Genomic DNA, 19,754 nt, shown 5'->3' with positions numbered 1-19,754 from the left:
TGCTTTCGTCAACAGAAGAATTGAGGCATGCGGAAGCACCCGTAGTGCTTCATGAACTTACCCCGAACGCTCGTTAAAACTAAGGGCGCGGGTGAAGAGGCCCCTGGCACGGGGCCTTATAAGAGAGAAGCGAGCAAGCTCAGAGAGCTTGCGCCACGCGGTCGCCGACCTCGGCGGTGCGCAGGGAGGCGCCCGGGGTGCGGGACGCGACCTCGGCTGCGACCGCCTCGGATACTCGGCCGGCCTCGTCGTGGTGGCCCAGGTGCTCGAGCAGCAGCGATGCGGAGAGGATGGCGGCCGCCGGGTCGGCGATGCCCTGGCCGGCGATGTCCGGCGCGGAGCCGTGTACGGGCTCGAACGTCGACGGGTACTTGCGCTCCGGGTTGACGGAGCCGCTGGCCGCCATGCCGATGCCGCCGGTCACGGCCGCGGCGATGTCGGTGAGGATGTCACCGAAGAGGTTGTCGGTCACGACCACGTCGTAACGCTGCGGGTTGCTGACCATGAACATGCTGGCCGCGTCGATGTGCTGGTATTCCGTCGTGACCTCGGGGAACTCGGCCGCGACGGCCGCGAACGTGCGCGCCCAGAGGCCGCCGGCCTTGGTCAGCACGTTGGTCTTGTGGACCATCGTCACGTGGCGGCGGTCGCGGCGCTGGGCCCGGGCGAAGGCGTCGCGGATGACCCGCTCGACGCCGTGCCGGGTGTTCAGGCTCTCCTCCGTCGCGATCTCGGCCGGGGTGTCCTTGTGGAGCACGCCGCCGGCGCCGACGTAGAGACCCTCGACGCCCTCGCGGACCACGACCATGTCGATCTCGCCGGGCTTGATGCCGGCCAGCGGGCTGGTGGTGCCCGGCCAGAGCTTCGAGGGGCGGAGGTTCACGTACTGGTCGAAGTCGAAGCGGAGCTTGAGCAGCAGGCCCCGCTCGAGGACGCCCGGCGGGACGCTGGGGTCGCCGATGGCGCCCAGCAGGATGGCGTCGTGGCGGGCCAGCTCGTCCTGGATGGCCTGCGGGAGGACCTCGCCGGTGCGGTTGTAGAAGCGGGCGCCCAGGTCGTAATCGTCGAACTCGGTCCCCGGGAGCACGGCCTCGATTACCTTGCGGGCCTGCGCGGTCACCTCGGTACCGATGCCGTCGCCGGCCACCACCGCGATCCGCGCCACGCTCACGTCTGCTCCTCAAGGGTCGTATCCGTCGCGCCTCAGGCTAGCGCCTCGGTCCCGATCTTCGGTACGACGGTCCCACCTAGTGAGCGTTAAGGATGCTACCGGGCAGTATTTCCGGCGCTGCCGCCGGACGCGAACAGCCCCCGTGCCGCGGCAAACGGCAACGGGGGCTGATGCGACGAGTACGCGTGGCTCGGTCCCGCCGGAATACGCGCGCCAAGCCGAGGAGAGCACCGTCACCCGAAGACGGGCCCACCCGAGCCGGGCGGCACGGACAACGCTAGCGATGCGGACTTATGACGCGCAAGACGCATCACCGCGTGTCGGCTCGCTGATATGCGGAAAACCCGGCCACGTCGGCGAACGCCGCCACCGCGGTCACGGTCAGCCCGGGCGAAACCAGCTCGAGGCGAACCGGATCACCGGCGCGGAGCCGGATGTCGGCCACCGGGCCGGTCGACATGCCGCGCAGCTCCACCTCGGTCACCCCGGTCAGCCGGAGCCGCACCTGCACCGTGTCGAAACGGCCCCGGACCCACTTCGCCGGCGGGTCGGCCGGGTAGGCGGGCAGATCGAACGTGACAGTCAGCGCGGGACCGTCACGCCCGATCGTGACCTCGTGGACGGACACCCCGGCCAGGTCCGGCGGATCCCCGCCGAACACGGCGAGGAGGCCCTCCGGGTTGCCCAGTGCGTCCGTCCATCCAGCCATACCGACTACCTACCATTCGTAGTGCTGAGCGGTTCCCTCGACCTTGCCGGTACGGGTGTTCTCGATCGGCCGGACGTTCAGGTGACGCCCCTGGTCGCCGGTGCCGCCCTGGTTGTAGTAGTGCCCGGCCGAGTGGTCCTGGATGACCACCTTGCTGCCGTCCTCGCGGGTGAAGTGGTACTCCCGCGTCATGATCCGCTGCTTGTTGGCATCGAGCACCGGGTTGCCGTCCCGGTCGGTCATCGGAACCTTGTTCACCTTCTCGGGAACCTGGTTGTTCGGGATCCCGAGGTCACGCTTCGCCTGCCGGAACGAGGCGCTCCGGCTCGCCGAGGTCACGGTCTTCGGGATCTCACAGGCATCGCCGGCCGCGGCTGCCCGCACTCCCACGGCCGCCTTGCCGCCCGCCGCCTTCACCGAGGCGACCCGGCCCAGGCAGGGGATCTCGTCCGCCTTCTTGCGCGCCTTGGCGAGGTCGGTGAGTTCGTCGACCTCCTTGCGGGCGCCGCTGAGGGCGTTGACGAAACGAGCGATCTTGGGCGCGAACTTGAGCAGGTCGGCGGTGAGGCTGAGGGCCTTGCTCCACGGGATGAAGTCGGCCAACGCCCACAGACAGGCGGAGATGTTGCCGTCCATGAAGCAGCCCTTGATGTTGTCCAGCCCGAGCAGGCTCAGGACAAGATCACCGGCATTCGCCTTGATGAAGTCGAGGATTCCCTGGTCGGCCTGCTCCTTGGCCGCCCGGTACCGCTCCTGCTCGGCCGGCGTCATCGAGGCGAGGAGGTCACGCTCCTCGTCCGGGGTGAGACCGCCCCCGCCCTCGATGTCCTCGACGCGTTCCTGCTGCTCCCGTGCACGGTCGGCCGCCTCGGCCCGTTCGAAGGCCTTCTGCGCCTCGACCGCGTAGCCGAGAGCCTTGTCGGCGGCGATGGCGGCGCTGTCCGCGTGCTTCTGCGCGCTCGCGGCGGAAGCTTCGGCCGCGGCGGCATCCCGCTCGGCGGCCGAGGCCGAGCCCCGGGCGGCCGCCGCGTCGGACTCGGCCCGCGAGGCCGCGGCGTTGGCCGCGTCGGCCTCGCTCTGGGCCGCGGCCGCCGCCTTGCCCGCGATGGCGGCGTCGGAGGCCGCCTCGTTCGCCGCGTTGCGGGCCGCGATGGCGTCGGCCCGGGCCTGCTCGTCGGCCCGGGCGGCACTGGCCGCGGCCGCGCGGGCGGCGGCCCCGTCGACCGCTGCCTGCGCGGCCGGCTGCTTGGCCTCGGCGGCCGACTGGGCCGCCTGCGCGGCCGAGGCGGCGGCCTTGGCGGCCTGCTCGAAGGCGGGCTTGACCTGCTCGTTGGCGAGCCGGGCGGCGTCCGCGGCCGCGTTGGCGGCGACGATCGCCTCCTCCGCCCGGCGCTTGGCCGCCGCTGCCTGCTCGGCCCCGATCACCCGGGCCTGCTCGGCCACGAGCTCGACGAAGTCGGCGTCGATGTCGTCGCCGCTGAACGGCGACACCATCGCGATCGCGGTGTTGGCCGGCTCCGCGATGCCCGCCGCCGAGACCCGCGCGGCGTTCGCGGCGCTGACCGCGATGTCGGCCTGAGCCGCCGCGGCGACCGCCTCGTTGGTGGCCGCCTGGGCTTCGTCCCGCACCCGCTGGGCCGCCCAGAGCGAGCGCACGGCCTCCTCGGACGCCTGCGAGGCGAGCTGCTGCGCGGCCCGCGCCGCCTCGGCCGCCTTGACCTCCTGGCGGGTCGCCTCCGCAGCCCGCGCGTCGGCCTGCATCCGAGCCGCGTGGGCGGCCCGGGCATCCGCCTCCGCGGCGTCGGCCGCGGCGTCCGCGCGGGCCGCGGCGGCCTGCGCCTTCTCGGACGCCGCCCAGGCCCGGGCGGCCGCCTGGTCGGCCTGCACGGCCGCCGAACGCGCGTTGGCCGCGGCCCCGGTCGCCGTGTTGGCCGAAGCCCGCGCGCTGCGGGCCGCGGTGCCGGCCACACCAGCCTGCCGCCCGGCCTCGTCGGCCTGCCGCTGCGCCTCGGCGGCGTCGGCGCTGCCGGCCGCCTGCGCCGCCCAGGCCCGGCGGGTGGCCGCCTCGGCCTTCGCGGTCTGCTCCGCCCGTTCCGCGGCCATCGCGTCGTCGCGCGCCCGCATGGCGTTGTTCTCCTGGTCCCAGGCGCGCTTGTTGGCCTCGTCGGCGGCCGTGTCGGCCGAACCGGCCTGCCGCCGCGCGGTGGCGGCGATGCCGGCCTGGGCGTCGGCGTTGGCCCGGGCGTTGGCGGCGATGGCGGCCTGCGCGTCGGCCCGCTGCCGGGCCGCGGCCGCGTTGGCCCGCTCGGCCTCAGCGATCTGCCGCTGGCGCTTGGCCTCGGCGGCCTGGGCCTCGGCGACCTCACGGTGCCGGCGGGCCTGCTCGGCCGCCGCCCACGCCTTGGCCTCGGCGGCCTCGGCCTGCTCACGGGCCTTCTTGGTGCGGGCGGCCGCGGTCTTGGCCGCCGCCGCCTGCTTGGCCGCCGCGGCCGCCAGCTTGGCGGCCGACTTGGCGTGTTCCTCGGCGTGCTGCCGCCACTTGATCGCCTGCTGGGCGTGCGCCTCGGCCTGGGCCTGGGCGCCCTGCGCGCTGTTGGTGGCGATGGTGGCGTCGATCGCGAACTGGGCGGTCCGGGTGGCGCCGACCGCGGCGGTGGCGGCCTCGGCCATGCCCTCCGCGATCAGCGACCACTCCGAGCCGTAGTCCAGCCCGGTGTCCAGCAGATCGTCCGCGGCCGTCGTGGCCGTCCGGGCCGCGATGGCCGCTTCGCGGGCGGCCGCCTCGGCGTACCCGAGCTGCCTCTTCGCCTCGTTGTTGGCCGTGGTGAGCTCGCCGGCCTTCTGCGTCGCCGTGCCGCTGCCGTCCAGCACCCGCGAGGCGTGCCGGGCCGCGTTCGCCGCCGCGGCCATCGCGTTCGCCGCCTGCTGCAGCGCCCGTACGGCCTCGCCGTGCGCGACCAGCATCTGCCGGCGGGCGACGTTGGCCCGGGCCGAACGCTGCGCCAGCTCGGTCAACTCCTCGGCCGCCTTGTTCCGCGCCTCGAGATCCTTCAGATACTGCTCCCGCTCGGCCGCGTCCTGCCGGGCCGCGGCCAGATAGCCGGAGCTCAGGAACGTCGCGATGGCGGCGTCGTCACCGGCCAGGGCGGCCTCGGCGGCCCGCTTGACGTTCGACTCGGCCGGTGCGGCCGCGGCCACGAGCCGTACGCGCTCGCGCAGCGCGGTGGCGCGTTCGGCCGCCGTACGAGCGACCTGCGCGTCCCGCTCCCGCGCGATGTCCGCGCCGTAGGCCAGGAACGCCGCCCGGTCGCTGTCAGTGCCGGCCAGAACCCGCTGCACCTCGGCGTTGAAATACGAACCGCCGGTGCCCGCCATCGCCCGGATCGCGGCCAGATTGTCCGCCGCCTCCTGCTTCTTCCTCGCGGCCACCTGCTTCTCGAGAGCCGGCTTGTCGACCGTGGCGAACTTCTGGATCGTCGCCGGGTCACCCGTCGCGAGGGCGGCCAGAGCCGCGTCCCGGATCTCCGGCTCGGCCGTGAACTCGGCCACGTCGGCAACCGCCTTGCGCCACCGGTCGTCGGTGGTCGACACGCCGGTGGTGCCGTTCCAGGTCTCGGTGATCAGCGGCGGGACCTCGACCGTGGGCGGGTCCTCGGCGAGCGCGAGCACCGCCGTCCTCGTCGCGGCGGGCGCGGCCGAGGCCGGCGGCGCGTGCAGGAAGGTTCCGATCATCGCGGCGCTCAGCGACAGCATGGCCGCGGCTCTCATCCGCGTTCTGATGCTCACTACTGGTTTCCCCGTTTCGCGTGCATGGTCACTCCGGCCACCCACGCGGCGACCGGAGCAGAAGGAGGGGGTCAGACGGCAGCCGAAGCACGCACAAGCACGCCGTCCTACCCCCGTGAACGTCGTGATCGACCGGAGCCACACAGTCATCCAGGTCGATGGGCGAGCGCCGCGGGCATTCAATCACATGACTGTCCGGCCGGGGTGGCCCGGAGCAGCCCACCGGCCGTCACCGCCCGGCCGCGGGCCGATGACGGCGCTCGCCCGTCGCCACCGGCTTCCGCGTGTCGGGGCGGTTCTTCCGTTCTGTGGCGCATCGTGATGGCACCATGCGCCGGTGAGTTTCGACCTCGTGGTGTGGGCGATGGACAAGACGGACCTGCCGGACGCCGTGCGGGCCGCCAACGCGCGATGCGCGCGCGGTGAGCACCCCCAGCGCCCGGCCGATCCGCGCGTCGTCGCCTTCTATGACGCCCTGACCAGTGATTATCCCGACCGCGGCCCGCGCGCTTCGGCGCCCGGCTCGCCGTGGGCCCATCCCCCGCTGCACGCCGCGGCCGACCACATCCAGATGCGGCTCGACGAGAACTGCCCGGACGAGGTGCTCGAGGCGATCGAACGCCTGGCCGCCGAGCTCAATCTGGATCTGCTCGACCTGCAGGACGGGACGGTCTATCCGCCGCCGGTCAGGAGCCGTTGAGCCGCAGATCCACCGCGCTCCCCCGCTCCGAGCCGACCGCCGCCGCCACCGTGGAGAGCAGTTCCGCGTCGACCGACGAGTCGACGGTGAGCGTCATCAGCGCCTCACCGCCGGCCTCGCGCCGCGCCACCTGCATGGCCGCGATGTTGACGCCGGCCTCGCCGAGCAGCGTGCCGATCGTGCCGACGATGCCGGGCCGGTCGCTGTAGCGGAAGAACAGCAGCACGCCGTCGGCGTTGAGGTCGAGGTCGAAGCCGTCGACCCCGGTGAGCTTGGCGATCTCACGGACGCCGTGCACGGTCAGCGTGCCGGCCACGCTCACCGCCCGGCCGTCGGGCAGGGCACCGCGCACGGTCACCAGGTTGTGATGGTCGGCCGGCTCGTCACTGACCACGAGCTCGACCTCGACGCCCCGGTCCACGGCGAGCTGAGGGGCGTTCACGTACGTCACCCGTTCGTCGACCACCGCGGTGAACAACCCCTTCGTGGCCGCCAGCCGCAGCACCCCGACGTCGTGCGAGACGATCTCGCCGCGGACCTCGACCGTGACCGTCGCCGCGACCCCGCCGGCCACGGCCGTGAAGACCTTTCCCAGCTTCTCGGCGAGCGCGAGCAGGGGGCGTACGTCCTCGTCGACCACCCCGCCCGCCTGCACGTTGACCGCGTCGGGCACGAACTCGCCGTCGAGCGCCAGCTTCACGCTGCGCGCCACCGACAGGCCCGCCTTGTCCTGCGCCTCAGCCGTGGACGCGCCCAGATGCGGCGTCACCACCACGGTGTCAAAGTCGAACAGCGGCGACTCGGTGGTCGGCTCGGTGACGAACACGTCGATCCCGGCCCCGGCCACCCGGCCGTCGCGCAGGGCCGCCGCCAGCGCCGCCTCGTCGATCAGGCCACCTCGGGCCGCGTTCACGATCCGCACGCCCGGTTTGACCAGGGCCAGTTCCTTCTCGCCGATCAGGCCCACGGTCTCGGGCGTGCGGGGCAGGTGGACCGAGATGAAGTCGCTCTCGCGCAGCAGCTCCTCGAGACCCACCAGCCGCACGCCCAATTGAGCGGCCCGGGCGGGCTGGATGTAGGGATCGTAGGCGATCAACCGGGTGCCGAACGACGCCATGCGCTGGGCGAACAGCACGCCGATGCGGCCGAGCCCGACCACCCCGACGGTCTTGCCCTGCACCTCGACACCCACGTAACGCGAGCGCTGCCACCGGCCCGCCTTGAGCGTGGCCGAGGCGGTCGCCGTGTGCCGGGCGACGGTCAGCAGCAGCGCGATCGCCTGCTCCGCGGCCGAAACGATGTTGCTGGTCGGCGCGTTGACCACCAGGACGCCCCGTGCGGTGGCGGCCGGGACGTCCACGTTGTCGAGACCGACACCGGCGCGGGCCACCACGCGCAGGGTGGAGCCCGCGGCCAGCACCTCGGCGTCGACCTGGGTGGCGCTGCGCACGATCAGGGCGTCGGCCTCGACCACCCCGGCCAGCAGGGCCGCGCGGTCGGTGCCGTCGACGTGGCGGACGTCGTAGTCGTGGGCGAGAACGTCGAGGGCGGAGGGGGCGAGCTCTTCGGCGATCAGTACGACGGGCGTCACGCGGCAGCCTCCGGGGATCGCGGGACCCGATCGTATGCAGCCCCGGAGATCCACCGTTATGTGACCGCCGTCACACGCCCGTCATCTAGGCGACACGCCTCGGAATCTTGTCCCGGTCGATGGGCGGCGCCTCCGCGAAACCGGCCAGGGCCCGCCCGTCGGGCTGACGGAAGCTCAGCGCCTCGGCGTCCAGCGCGTCGTAGAGCAGGTCGAGGTCGAGCGTGCCGACCGGCGGGTAGACCCGCTCGCGCGGCGGCTCCTGACCCACCTCGAGCGCGCCCTGCTCGACCATGAACTCGACGATGGCCTGCCGGACCGCCGGCAGCGTCACCGGCGAGTGGTAGACCACGTTGAGGGCCTGCATCCGCATGCCCTGCACGTGGTCCTCGCCCTTGTTGTCGTGGAAGTGCGGGTTGCGGGTCTCGATCTGCAGGACCGGCACCGAGTTGGCCATGACGTCGGGGTCGGTGCTCTCGAGCACGCCGCCGAACTGCTCGAACATGTCCATGTACTCGTACGGCTCGACCGCGAACCCGCCGGCCAGACGCAGCTTGAGGCCCAGGTCGAGGGTCATCGCGTGCTCGCCGGCGTTGCCGGTGGCGATGACCTCGGTGCCGAAGTCGGAGTATTCGGCCAGGAACCGGTTGAGCCACTCGTTGGTGATCTGCGAGCTGCGGCCGCGGCGGCTGAAGAAGAGCCGGTTGTCGCGCAGCTTCGGCTTCGAGTGCCACGAGATGCGGACCATGGAGTACGGCGAGGCGGCCAGGTGCAGCCCGGCCGCGTAGACCTTGCAGTACTCGTGGACCGAGCCCGGCACGTAGTTGTCGGCGTCCACATAGCCGATGTAGCGCCGTCCGGTCATCGCGGCGAGCGCCATGCCGAGCAGCATCGCCTCGCCCTTGCCGTTGCGGACCAGACCGTCCTCGTCGATCAGCTCGGGCATGCCGGCCGCCTTGATCGCGGCGGCCACGCCCGGGTCCTTCTGATGCAGGGTGATCGCGGACCGCCCGGCCAGCCGGCAGAACTGTTCGACCGTCTGCGCCTCGATCTCGTAGCGGTCGACCGGGCCCCGGTCGCTGTTCGAGACCAGCACAATGAGGCAGTCGTGCGGAATGCCGGAGAGGACACCCTCGATGACGGTCCGTGTCTCATTCATACACGGAACGACAATTACCATTTGCGATTCGATGGCGCGCAGCGCCTCGGCCGGCACAATCTGGCTGCCCGCACCGACCGAGGTGCCCGAGTCGAGCTCGATCACCCTCTGCAGCTCATGAATCCGGACCGCGCCGAAGCGCTCACTCCGAAAAGAATCAGCCAGTCGCATCTCGCGAAGATACCCAACCGAAGGCTCTCGCAAAGGCCTGAACAACACACAATTCGGTTTCGGAACGGGCCAGGTAAGCAGGAAGTAACACGCACGTTTCAGGTAATCGCAACCTCACGCGAACGGCCCCGGTTTTCGCACGCGAACGGACGAAAACCGGGCCCTTTCGCTACGCGGGCCGTTTTCCGTAGTACGGCTTGATCACTTTACCGAGCTGACGTTGAAGACCCCGCAGCAGACGAATGGTCCCCTCGTCGCTACGCCCGGTAGTGGTCGACCACTCATAACCCGATCCGACGAGATCGCTGACAAAGACGACCTCGGTCGACAGCAGCATGCGGGCCCAGTCGACCGGCGCGATCGGCTCGTCCGCCTTGAGGGCCCGCTTGAGGTCCCGGACGCCCCGCACCAGGTCGTCCGCGTCGGCGAAACCCATGGCGTACGCCATCTCGTCGCTGCAGCGGGCCGGGCCGAGCCACTCGTTGAGGGCCCGCCTCAGCAGGTCGGCCTCGTCGTCGTTGAGGATCTCGCTCGGTCGCACCGGAGTCTCGGACATCAGTCGAGATCCTCCCACCACTCCTCGAATTCGTCCTTGTTCGTCTTGCCCTTGAACACCGTGCCGCCGTCGGGGCTCATCGGATCGTGGATCACGACCGTCCGGCCGTCCTTGCTGACGTAGGCCTTGCGCCCGCGGGCCAGATCTTTGACCCGGGACGGGTTGCGCATGGTGTCGTCGACCAGTCTGCCCAGTTCCTCCCGCGACATGCCGGGGAACTCGGACGCGTGCTTGCCGTCCGCGTGCCCGTTGGCGATGTCACCGGAATCCTCCCAGCGGTCCTCGTCGGGGATGCACCAGCTGCTGCCACCGCCCTGCGCCACCGCGGCCGCGCGGGACGCCGCCGGATTGGGCCGGATCGGGCAGGCCTGCGGGGTGTCGGGGGTCTTGCGCTTGCGGGCCTTCTCGCGCAGCTCCTCCAGCCGCTTGCGGGCCTTGTTGACGTCGTCGAGGAACTTCTTGATCTTCGGCGCGTGCTCGAGGAGCTTCTTGGCCATCTTGCCCGCCTTGAGCAGGCCACCGCCCGGAGCGAAGGTGAGCGCCAGCGACAGGCACGCCGTCCAGTTGCGCTCCATGAAGCAGCCCTTGATGTCGCCCCACGGGGTCAGGTCCTCGATGAGGCCCGGGATCGCTTCCTTCAGATAGTCCAGCAGGTCCTTGTTGGCCAGCTCCTCGAGCTGCTTGTACTCGTCCTCCTCGCCGTCGAGCAGCAGGGCCAGCAACTCGTCGCGCTCGGCCCCGGTGGGCGCACTCGACGTGCCTTCGACCAGCTCACGACGGCGGTCCAGCTCCCTCTGCCGTTCCGCCTCCTCGGCCCGCTCGGCGGCCTGCTGGGCCTCGACCGCGTGCTGCAGGGCGCTCGCCGCCGCGGTGGCGGCACTGTCGGCGTAGGACTGGGCCCGTTCGGCCGCCCGCTTGGTGGCCGCGGCGTCCGCCTCGGCCCGGTCGGCTGCTCCCCGGGCCGCGGCCGCGTCGGCCTCGGCGGCCGTGGCCGCGCTGTTGGCCGCGTTGGCCTCGTTCTGGGCGGCCTGGGCGCTGCGACCGGCGATGGCGGCGTCGCTCGCCGCCTCGTTGGCCGCCTGACGTGCGGCCAGGGCGTCGGCCCGGGCCTGGGCGTCGGCCCGGGCGGCACTGGCCGCGGCGGTCCGCGCGGCCGCACCGTCGGCCGCCGCCTGGGCGGCGTACTTCTTGGCCTCGGCGGCCGAAGCAGCCGCGTTCGCGGCCGACCGGGCGGCCTGCGCGGCGGCGGTGAAGGCCGGCTTCACCTGTTCGTTGGCCCGGTCGGCGGCGGCCTCGGCCCGCTGGGCGGCGGTCAGCGCCTCCTCGGCCCGGGCCTGGGCCGCGGCGGCCTGCTCGGCGCCGATGCTCTGGGCCTGCTCGGCGACCAGTCGCACGAAGTCGGCGTCGATGTCGGCCCCGGTGAACGGCGACACCATGGCGATCGCGGTGTTCGCCGGTTCGGCGATGCCCGCGGCCGAGTCGCGCGCCGCGGCGGCGGCCCGCACCGCGATCTCGGCCTGCACCGAGGCCGCGACCGCCTCGCTGGTGGCCGCCTCGGCCTCGTCCCTGGTGCGGTTGGCGGCCCACAGGGCCCGTACGGCCTCGTCGGCCGCCTGGTCGCTCAGCCGAACCGCCGTCCGGGCCGCTTCCGCCGCCTTGGTCTCCTCGGCCGTGGCCACCGCGGCCTTGGCATCGGCGCGCACCCGCGACGCGTGGGTCGCCCGCGCGCTCGCCTCGGCCTTGTCGGCCGCCGCATCAGCTGCGGCCGCGGCTTCCCGGGCCCGTTTGGCGGCGACCGCGGCCCGGTCCGCCGCCTGCTGGGCCTGGGTGGCGGCGGCGCGGGCGTTGGCCGCCGCGCCGGTCGCCGTGTTCGCCGACGCCCGGGCCGACCGGGCCGCGCCACTGGCCACCCCGACCTGCCGGTCCGCCGCGTCGGCCTCCCGCTGCGCGGCCTCCTTCTCGGTCTGGCTGCCGGCCGCGGCCACGCCGGCCCGCATCGCCTGGGCGTACGCCTTGGCGGTCTGCTCGTCGAGCTCGGCCTGCACCGCGGCGTCCCGCGCCCGCCCGGCCTCGCTCTCCTTGTCCCAGGCCCGGCCGGCGGCGGCTTCGGCGGCCGCGCTGGACGACTCCGCCTTCTGCCGGGCCGACGCCGCGATCGCCGCCTGCGAGTCGGCGTTGGCGCGGGCGTTGCGGGCGATAGCCGCCTGCTGCTCGGCCTCGGCCCGGTGCCGGGCCGCGTTCGCACGCTCGGCCTCGGCGATCTGCCGCTGGCGCTTGGCCTCGGCCGCCTGGGCCTCGGCCTCCTGCCGATGCTGGCGCGTCTTCTCGGCCTGGGCCCACGCCTTGGCCTCGGCCGCCTGGGCCTCTTCACGAGCTTTCTTCGTACGCGCGGCGGCCGTCTTGGCGGCGGCGGTCTGCTTCGCCGCGGCCGCGGCCAGCTTCGCCGCCGACTTGGCGTGTTCCTCGGCGTGCTGCCGCCACTTGATCGCCTGCTGGGCGTGCGCCTCGGCCTGGGCCTGGGCGCCCTGCGCGCTGTTGGTGGCGATGGTGGCGTCGATCGCGAACTGGGCCGTCTGGGTCGCGCCCACGGCCGCCGTGGCCGCCTCGCTCATGCCCTGCGAGATCAACGACCACTCGGCGCCGTACTCCAGGCCGGTGTCGATCAGGTCGTCGGCCGCCGAGGACGCCGTCTGCGCGGCCGCCGACGCCTGCCGGGCCGCCTCCTGTGCGTACCCGAGCTGCCTCTTCGCCTCGGTGTTGGCGATCGTCAGCTCGGACGCCTTCTGCGCTGTGGTACCGCTGCCGTCGAGGACCCGTGCGGAGTGCCGCGCCGCGTTCGCCGCCGCGGCCATCGCGTTCGCCGCCTGTTGCAGGGCCCGTACGGCCTCGCCGTGGGCCACCAGCATCTGCCGACGGGCGACGTTGGCCCGGGCCGAGCGCTGGGCCAGCTCGGTCAGCTCCTCGGCCGCCTTGTTCCGCGCCTCGAGGTCCTTCAGATACTGCTCCCGCTCGGCCGCATCGGCCCGCGCCGCAGTCAGGTAACCAGAGTTCAGAAACGCCGAGATCGCCGCGTCATCACCGGCCAGCGCCGCCTCCGCCGCCCGCCGGACGTTCGACTCGGCCGGAGCGGCCGCAGCCACAAGCCGTACGCGCTCGCGCAGCGCGGTGGCGCGTTCGGCCGCCGTACGAGCGACCTGCGCGTCCCGCTCCCGCGCGATGCCCGCGCCATAGGCCAGAAACGCCGCCCGGTCGCTGTCAGTCCCAGCCAGAACCCGCTGCACCTCGGCGTTGAAATACGAACCGCCGGTGCCCGCCATCGCCCGGATCGCGGCCAGATTGTCCGCCGCCTCCTGCTTCTTCCGGGCCGCCACCTGCTTCTCGAGAGCCGGCTTGTCGACCATCGCAAACTTCTGGATCGTCGCCGGATCACCCGTCGCCAACGCAGCCAGAGCCGCGTCCCGGACCTCCGGCTCGGCCGTGAACTCGGCCACGTCGGCAACCGCCTTGCGCCACCGCTCCTCGGTCGCGGACAGCCCGGTCGAGCCGTTCCACGTCTCGGTGATCAGCGGCGGCAGGTCGGGGGTGTCGGGCTCGGCCTCGGCGGCCGCCCGCACCGGTGCCGGCGCTGCCAGTGCGGGTGGTGCGTGTAAATGGGTTCCGACGATCGCGGCGGCCAGCGCCGCCAGCGCCGCGACCCGAATCCGCTGGACAACTCTCACTGCGTGCATCCCCGTTCAGCTTGCGATCCGCACGGGGAAGCGGAGGCCGGGCACAGCGGTGCCCGGCCCCTCACGTTCGAAATGCCCCCGTGGACGCGGCGACCGACCAATCATCGAGGTCGATACCTAGGCGCCGCGGGCATTCAATCACAGGATCAAGACCGTGGATGTCCGCGCGGCGCCCGCGGGGCCGAGAAAGGGATCACAACGCAGCATGCCCGGCCTCCGCGGAGGCCGGGCATGCGGGTGGAGCGGGAAAATCAGGCGGTCTCGGTGATCGGCCGGTCGACCCAGCTCATCATGTCGCGCAGCTTCTTGCCGGTGACCTCGATCGGGTGCGCGGCACCCTGCTCGCGGTACTTGGTGAGCAGCGGACGGCCGTTGTCGTCGTCCTCGATCAGCTGGCGGGTGAACTCGCCGGACTGGATGTCGGCCAGGATCCGCTTCATCTCGGCCTTGGTCTCGGCGTTGATGACCCGCGGGCCGCTGACGTAGTCACCGAACTCGGCGGTGTCCGACACGCTGTAGCGCATGCGGGAGATGCCGCCCTCGTACATGAGGTCGACGATCAGCTTGAGCTCGTGCAGGCACTCGAAGTACGCGATCTCGGGCGCGTAGCCGGCCTCGGTGAGCACCTCGAAGCCGGTCTGCACCAGCGCCGCCGTGCCACCGCAGAGGACGGCCTGCTCGCCGAAGAGGTCGGTCTCGGTCTCCTCCTTGAAGGTGGTCTTGATGACGCCGGCCCGGGCGCCACCGATCGCCTTCGCGTAGGAGAGCGCGAGCGCGAGGCCCTCGCCGGTCGGGTCCTGCTCGACGGCGACCAGACACGGCACGCCCTTGCCGTCCACGTACTGGCGGCGGACCAGGTGACCCGGGCCCTTCGGCGCGACCATGGCGACGGTCACGTCGGCCGGCGGCTTGATGAGCTCGAACCGGATGTTGAGGCCGTGGCCGAAGAAGAGGGCCTTGCCCGCGGACAGGTTCGGCGCGATCGACTCGGTGTAGATCTTGCGCTGCGCGGTGTCCGGCGCCAGCACCATGATCACGTCAGCCCAGGCCGACGCCTCGGCCGGCGTCTTGACCTCGAGGCCCTGCTCCTCGGCCTTGGCCCGGCTCTTGGAGCCCTCCTGCAGACCGACCACCACCTGGACGCCCGAGTCACGCAGCGACAGCGAGTGGGCGTGGCCCTGGCTGCCGTAGCCGATCACGGCGACCTTCTTGCCCTGGATGATGCTCAGGTCGGCGTCGTCGTCGTAGAAAACTTCCGCGGTCATTGCTTTTCCTTCTTGGGTTGAATCAGGCGGCGCGGAGCGCCGGGCCGGTGGTGATCGAGCGGGAGCCGCGGCCGATGGCCACGAGGCCCGACTGGACCATTTCCTTGATGCCGTACGGCTCGAGGTCGCGCAGCAACGCGTCCAGCTTGTCGGGGTTACCCGTGGCCTCGATCGTGAGGGTGTCCGGAGCGACGTCGATCACCCTCGCCCGGAACAGCTCGACCGTCTCGAGCACCTGGCTGCGCTGCGCGCGATCGGCGCGCACCTTGACCAGCAGGAGCTCGCGCTGAACCGACTGCTGCGGGTCCAGCTCGACGATCTTCAGGACGTTCACCAGCTTGTTGAGCTGCTTGGTCACCTGCTCCAGGGGTGAGGAGTCGGCGTTGACCACGATCGTGATGCGGCTGACGTCCGGGTTCTCCGTCTCGCCGACCGCCAGGGAATCGATGTTGAAGCCGCGCCGGGAGAACAGGCCGCTGACGCGAGCGAGCACGCTGGGCTTGTTCTCGACCAGCACGGAAAGCGTGTGCTTGTTCATCAGAGGTCGTCCTCTTCGAAGTTGGGACGCACGTCCCGGGCGAACATGATCTCGTCGTTGCTGGTGCCGGCCGCGACCATGGGCCAGACCATCGCGTCCTTGCCGACCGTGAAGTCGATGACCACCGGGGCGTCGTTGATCTCCATGGCCTGCTTGATGATCTTGTCGACGTCGTCCTTGGACTCGCAGCGCAGCCCGATGCAGCCGAGCGCCTCGGCCAGCTTCACGAAGTCGGGGATGCGGTGCTTGTGCGTGCCCAGCTCGGTGTTCGAGTAGCGGCCGTCGTAGAACAGCGTCTGCCACTGCCGGACCATGCCCAGGTTGCCGTTGTTGATCACGGCGATCTTGACCGGGATGCCCTCGAGCGCGCAGGTGGCCAGCTCCTGGTTGGTCATCTGGAAGCAGCCGTCGCCGTCGATCGCCCACACGGTGGTGTCCGGCTTGCCGACCTTGGCGCCCATCGCCGCCGGGACGGCGTAACCCATGGTTCCGGCGCCGCCCGAGTTCAGCCAGGTGCCCGGCTGCTCGTACTTGATGAACTGCGAGGCCCACATCTGGTGCTGACCCACGCCGGCCACGTAGATCGCCTCGGGACCGACGATCTCGCCGAGCCGCTCGATCACGTACTGCGGGGCCAGGGTGCCGTCGGTCGGCTCCTCGTAGCCCAGCGGGTAGCGCTCGCGCAGCTCGTTCAGGGTGGCCCACCAGGCCTCATATTGCCCGGCGCCCTCGGCCGTGGCCGAGACCGCGGCGATCAGCTCGTCGATCACGTGCCGGGCGTCACCGACGATCGGGACGTCGGCGTGCCGGTTCTTGCCGATCTCGGCCGGGTCGATGTCGGCGTGCACGACCTTGGCGTCCGGCGCGAACGAGTCGAGCTTGCCGGTCACCCGGTCGTCGAAGCGCGCGCCCAGCGTGATCAGCAGGTCGGACTTCTGCAGCGCGTAGACCGCCGGGACGGTGCCGTGCATGCCGGGCATGCCCAGGTGCTGCGGGTGGGAGTCGGGGAACGCGCCCAGCGCCATCAGCGTGGTGATGACCGGGATGCCGGTCATCTCGGCCAGCTTGCGCAGCCCATCGGTGGCGCCGGCCTTGAGCACGCCGCCGCCCACGTAGAGCACCGGGCGCTTGGCCGCGGCGATCAGGCGGGCCGCCTCGCGGATCTGCTTGCCGTGCGGGTGCAGGGTCGGGCGGTAGCCGGGCAGGTCGATCGCCGGCGGCCAGGTGAACGTGGTCTGCGCCTGCAGCACGTCCTTGGGGATGTCGACCAGCACCGGGCCGGGACGACCGGTGATCGCCAGGTGGAACGCCTCGGCCAGGATCTTCGGGAGCTCCTCGGGCGTCTGCACCAGGAAGTTGTGCTTGGTGATCGGGAGCGTGATGCCCTGGATGTCCGCCTCCTGGAAGGCGTCCGTGCCGATCGAGGGCCGGGCCACCTGACCGGTGATGGCGACGATCGGGACCGAGTCCATGTATGCGTCGGCGATCGGCGTGACCAGGTTGGTGGCGCCCGGGCCGCTGGTCGCGATGCAGACGCCGACCTTGCCGGTGGCCTGCGCGTAGCCGGTGGCGGCGTGACCCGCGCCCTGCTCGTGCCGCACCAGGATGTGCCGGACCTTGGAGTCGTAGAGCGGGTCGTACGCGGGGAGGATCGCGCCGCCGGGGATGCCGAACGCGACCTCGACGCCGAGCGCCTCGAGCGACCGAACGAGCGAGCCGGCGCCCGAGGTCGGGACCGGGGAGGCTACGGCCGGGGCCGGGGTGGCGGCCGCCGCGACAGTGGCCGGGTTGGCTCGGTGGGCGAGAGTCTCGGGAGTGGGTCTCGTCATGGCACTTCATACCTTTTCGAGTTGGGCGGTCCTGTACTTGAGCAACAAAAAAGGCCCTCGTGCGGGAAGCACGGGACCTAGCGCACTCTGGCCCTCTTTACCGGGGCTGGAGTGCGCTCACATAAGTACTCGGGACGCGAAGCACATGCTGCCAACCTTGCCCCATCTCAAGCGGTGAGTCAACTGATCCCACATTTTGATCACTCGGACTCACTCGGCGGGGCCACGAATCCCGGATCGCTCGGCAGCAACGCCCTGAGCTGGCGCATTCCCGGCCCGAGGGAGACGACCTGACTGCGTGCGGCGGCGTCCACCGGCGGGGCCGAGCGCGGCGCCGGCAGCGGCCGAGGCGACCCGCCCTGACGCAGCGTCTGCAACTGGGCCTCCAGGTGTTCGGCGGGCACTCCCCAGCCGAACAGCGAGCCCTGGCCCAGCCGGCAACCGGCCTCCTCGACCGCGGCCCGCTGCGCCGGGGTGCCGATGCCCTCGGCCAGCACCTCCAGCCCGAGCCGGTGCCCCATCCGGACCACCACGTCGACCAGGGGCGCGGCCATGCCCGTACGGGATTCCGGCTCGGCCACCAGGAGACGGTCGATCTTGAGGATGTCGACCGGCAGCGTGCGCAGCTGGCCCAGCGACGAGTAGCCCGCGCCGAAGTCGTCCAGCGCGACCCGGACGCCGGTGGCCCGCAGCTCGGCCAGGCGGCTGATCAGCTCCTCCATGTCGGTCGCGACGGCGTGTTCGGTGACCTCGAGCACCAGCCGCTGCGGCGGCACCCCGTGCTGCTCGAGCACGTCGGCCACGTGACCCGCGAAGTCGGTGGAGTGCAGCTCCTTGGGCGACAGGTTGACCGACACCCACACGTCGTGGCCGCGCGACAGCCAGTCGGCGAGCTGGATGCAGGCCTGCTCGAGCACCCAGGCGCCGATCCGGTTGATCAGCCCCGACTCCTCGGCCACCGGGATGAACTCGTCGGGCCGCACCGCCCCCAGCGTCGGGTGATGCCAGCGCAAAAGCGCCTCGGCGCCCACCGGCCGCATCGAGGGCAGGGCCACCACCGGCTGGAAGACGAGCCGCAGCTGGTCGCGGTCGATCGCGTGACGCAGTTCGTTCTCCAGCGTGCCGCGGCGGCGCAGCAGCTCGTCGTAGCGGGCCTGATAGCGCTCGACCCGGTTCTTGCCGCGCAGCTTGGCGTAGCGCAGCGCGAGATCGGCGTCCCGGATCAGCTCGCCGGTGTCGGCCGGGCTGAGCGTGGTCGAATCGGCCACCCCGATGCTGGCCGAGAGGAAAACCGCCAGACCTTCCACCTCGTACGGCTCACTCAGCACTGCCAGGAGCCGGTGCGCGGTGAGCATGGCCTCCTCGGCGTTGCCCCGCATGAGCACCGCGAACTCGTCGCCGCCGAGCCGGGCCGCCACGTCGCCGTCGAGCAGGTTGCGCCGCACCCGCTCGCCCACCTCGGTGAGCACCGCGTCACCGACGTCGTGACCGCGCATGTCGTTGACCGTCTTGAAGCCGTCGAGGTCGATGCCGACCAGCACCCGCGAGTCACCGCTCGCGCGCAGCGCCCGCTGCAGGCCCCGGCGGTTGGCCAGGCCGGTCAGCGGGTCGGTGTGGGCCAGTTCGCGGAAGTGGGCCTCGCGTTCGCGCAGCTCCAGCGTGTAGCGCCGGACGTCGCGCAGGGCCAGGAACTGCCGCCCGACCAGCGCGAACCCCTCCACGCTGGCGCCCAGAAAGCCGTACAGGTCGAAGGAACCGCCGCGGGCCAGGTGATAGCCGAGCGCACCGACCATGGCGACCATCGGGACGATCGCGTACGCCGTGTTGCGGTCCGTCACGTCGCCGACGACCTCGACCGGGCGGTCGGCGATCTTGACCGCGCGCGCGATGACGACCAGGCCGGCCGGCAGCAGGAGCGCCCCGGCCAGCCCCACGGCGTCGTGGTCCTGGCAGATGCCGCTGGCGATGGCGACCGCCGAGCCCGACACGAGGCTGACCCCGGCCGCCACCCGTACGGTGATGAGCCTCGGACGGTGGGCGTGCAGCGCCAGCACGATGGTGAGGCCGAGCGAGACGACCGTGAGCCCGGCCGGGATGAGAACCGAGAGACAGGCCATCGGGGTGGCGTCGCCCAGGATGCGGGTCGGCTCGGCGATCAGCACCCAGCCGACGAACCAGAACGCGGCGGCGATCACGAGCCCGTCCAGCAGGTGCCGTACGGCCGCGCCCGCGCTCTCCGCCGCGCCCGGCATCAGCGCCGCCCCGACCAGCAGGGTGAGCACGCCCAGGGCCATGCCCGCGGCGACCGCCGTGCCCAGGCCCACGCGCGGCGGCTGCGAGGTGGTGAGGAGCACAGTGATGACGCCGGCCAGCGCGGCCGCGGTCGCGACGGCACCACCGGCAGCCAGGAGCAGATGGGCCCGGCGGGCCGCGCCGGTGTGCCTACGCCCGGAATCGCCCAGCACGGCGACGGCCGGGACCGCGATCAGAAGGCTCGCGAGGCCGGCCAGTTCCACACCGGAGGGTGATTGCACGCGAACACTCTGCCTGATGC

Annotated in this window: 12 protein-coding genes; 1 reads left to right on the top strand and 11 read right to left on the bottom strand. The window is 72.0% G+C overall.

All coding sequences use genetic code 11. The features are described from left to right. Positions 1–139: 139 nt before the first annotated feature. From JIG36_RS18235 to JIG36_RS18225, 3 genes are all read right to left on the bottom strand, one after another. Entirely contained in the window at positions 140–1,165 is a 1,026-nt protein-coding gene (locus JIG36_RS18235) for a 3-isopropylmalate dehydrogenase (protein WP_203377850.1), read from the bottom strand. Positions 1,166–1,481: 316 nt separating this feature from the next. After that, the gene (locus tag JIG36_RS18230) at positions 1,482–1,880 is read right to left on the bottom strand and encodes an Imm50 family immunity protein (protein ID WP_203377533.1); all 399 of its coding nucleotides are present in this window, start codon (positions 1,878–1,880) and stop codon (positions 1,482–1,484) included. Positions 1,881–1,889: 9 nt separating this feature from the next. Beyond that, positions 1,890–5,648: an HNH/endonuclease VII fold putative polymorphic toxin gene (locus JIG36_RS18225; protein ID WP_236047553.1), complete on the bottom strand. Its 3,759-nt coding sequence runs from the start codon at positions 5,646–5,648 to the stop codon at positions 1,890–1,892. Positions 5,649–6,030: 382 nt separating this feature from the next. On the opposite strand from JIG36_RS18225, the gene JIG36_RS18220 reads away from it, so the two are divergent. After that, positions 6,031–6,366: a hypothetical protein gene (locus JIG36_RS18220; RefSeq protein ID WP_236047637.1), complete on the top strand. Its 336-nt coding sequence runs from the start codon at positions 6,031–6,033 to the stop codon at positions 6,364–6,366. Here JIG36_RS18220 and serA read toward each other — a convergent pair. The 8 genes from serA to JIG36_RS18180 form a co-directional block, all read right to left on the bottom strand. Next, positions 6,353–7,957: a phosphoglycerate dehydrogenase gene (gene serA, locus JIG36_RS18215; RefSeq protein WP_203377530.1), complete on the bottom strand. Its 1,605-nt coding sequence runs from the start codon at positions 7,955–7,957 to the stop codon at positions 6,353–6,355. The two genes, JIG36_RS18220 and serA, sit on opposite strands and share 14 nt — an antisense overlap. 85 nt (positions 7,958–8,042) lie before the next feature. After that, entirely contained in the window at positions 8,043–9,284 is a 1,242-nt protein-coding gene (mpgS, locus tag JIG36_RS18210) for a mannosyl-3-phosphoglycerate synthase (protein WP_203377529.1), read from the bottom strand. Positions 9,285–9,453: 169 nt separating this feature from the next. Then, positions 9,454–9,840 (bottom strand): hypothetical protein, encoded by a 387-nt coding sequence (locus JIG36_RS18205; RefSeq protein WP_203377528.1) that lies wholly within the window; start codon positions 9,838–9,840, stop codon positions 9,454–9,456. Then, the gene (locus tag JIG36_RS18200; RefSeq protein ID WP_203377527.1) at positions 9,840–13,559 is read right to left on the bottom strand and encodes an ALF repeat-containing protein; all 3,720 of its coding nucleotides are present in this window, start codon (positions 13,557–13,559) and stop codon (positions 9,840–9,842) included. The genes JIG36_RS18205 and JIG36_RS18200 overlap by 1 nt, the downstream gene beginning before the upstream one ends. Positions 13,560–13,819: 260 nt before the next feature. Next, a complete protein-coding gene (gene ilvC / locus JIG36_RS18195; protein WP_203377526.1) occupies positions 13,820–14,833 on the bottom strand; it encodes a ketol-acid reductoisomerase in 1,014 nt (337 codons plus the stop codon). Between the two features lie 22 nt (positions 14,834–14,855). Next, a complete protein-coding gene (gene ilvN, locus JIG36_RS18190) occupies positions 14,856–15,371 on the bottom strand; it encodes an acetolactate synthase small subunit (RefSeq protein WP_184955320.1) in 516 nt (171 codons plus the stop codon). After that, positions 15,371–17,200 (bottom strand): acetolactate synthase large subunit, encoded by a 1,830-nt coding sequence (locus JIG36_RS18185; RefSeq protein WP_203377525.1) that lies wholly within the window; start codon positions 17,198–17,200, stop codon positions 15,371–15,373. The genes ilvN and JIG36_RS18185 overlap by 1 nt, the downstream gene beginning before the upstream one ends. Positions 17,201–17,400: 200 nt before the next feature. Then, positions 17,401–19,734, bottom strand: a complete 2,334-nt coding sequence (locus JIG36_RS18180) for a putative bifunctional diguanylate cyclase/phosphodiesterase (RefSeq protein ID WP_307872781.1) — start codon at positions 19,732–19,734, stop codon at positions 17,401–17,403. Between the last annotated feature and the right edge of the window lie 20 nt (positions 19,735–19,754).

Origin of the sequence: Paractinoplanes ovalisporus, from assembly GCF_016834655.1 — a bacterium.
GTDB lineage: Bacteria > Actinomycetota > Actinomycetes > Mycobacteriales > Micromonosporaceae > Actinoplanes > Actinoplanes ovalisporus.
Note: the sequence above shows the minus strand (reverse complement) of the source record. Positions and strands in the feature narration are given on the sequence as shown.

Coding starts and splice junctions, on each gene's coding strand:
- ilvC (WP_203377526.1), bottom strand. CDS start 14,833: ATGACCGCGGAAGTTTTCTACGACGACGACGCCGACCTGAGCATCATC.
- JIG36_RS18225 (WP_236047553.1), bottom strand. CDS start 5,648: ATGAGAGCCGCGGCCATGCTGTCGCTGAGCGCCGCGATGATCGGAACC.
- ilvN (WP_184955320.1), bottom strand. CDS start 15,371: ATGAACAAGCACACGCTTTCCGTGCTGGTCGAGAACAAGCCCAGCGTG.
- JIG36_RS18230 (WP_203377533.1), bottom strand. CDS start 1,880: ATGGCTGGATGGACGGACGCACTGGGCAACCCGGAGGGCCTCCTCGCC.
- JIG36_RS18205 (WP_203377528.1), bottom strand. CDS start 9,840: ATGTCCGAGACTCCGGTGCGACCGAGCGAGATCCTCAACGACGACGAG.
- mpgS (WP_203377529.1), bottom strand. CDS start 9,284: ATGCGACTGGCTGATTCTTTTCGGAGTGAGCGCTTCGGCGCGGTCCGG.
- JIG36_RS18185 (WP_203377525.1), bottom strand. CDS start 17,200: ATGACGAGACCCACTCCCGAGACTCTCGCCCACCGAGCCAACCCGGCC.
- JIG36_RS18220 (WP_236047637.1), top strand. CDS start 6,031: ATGGACAAGACGGACCTGCCGGACGCCGTGCGGGCCGCCAACGCGCGA.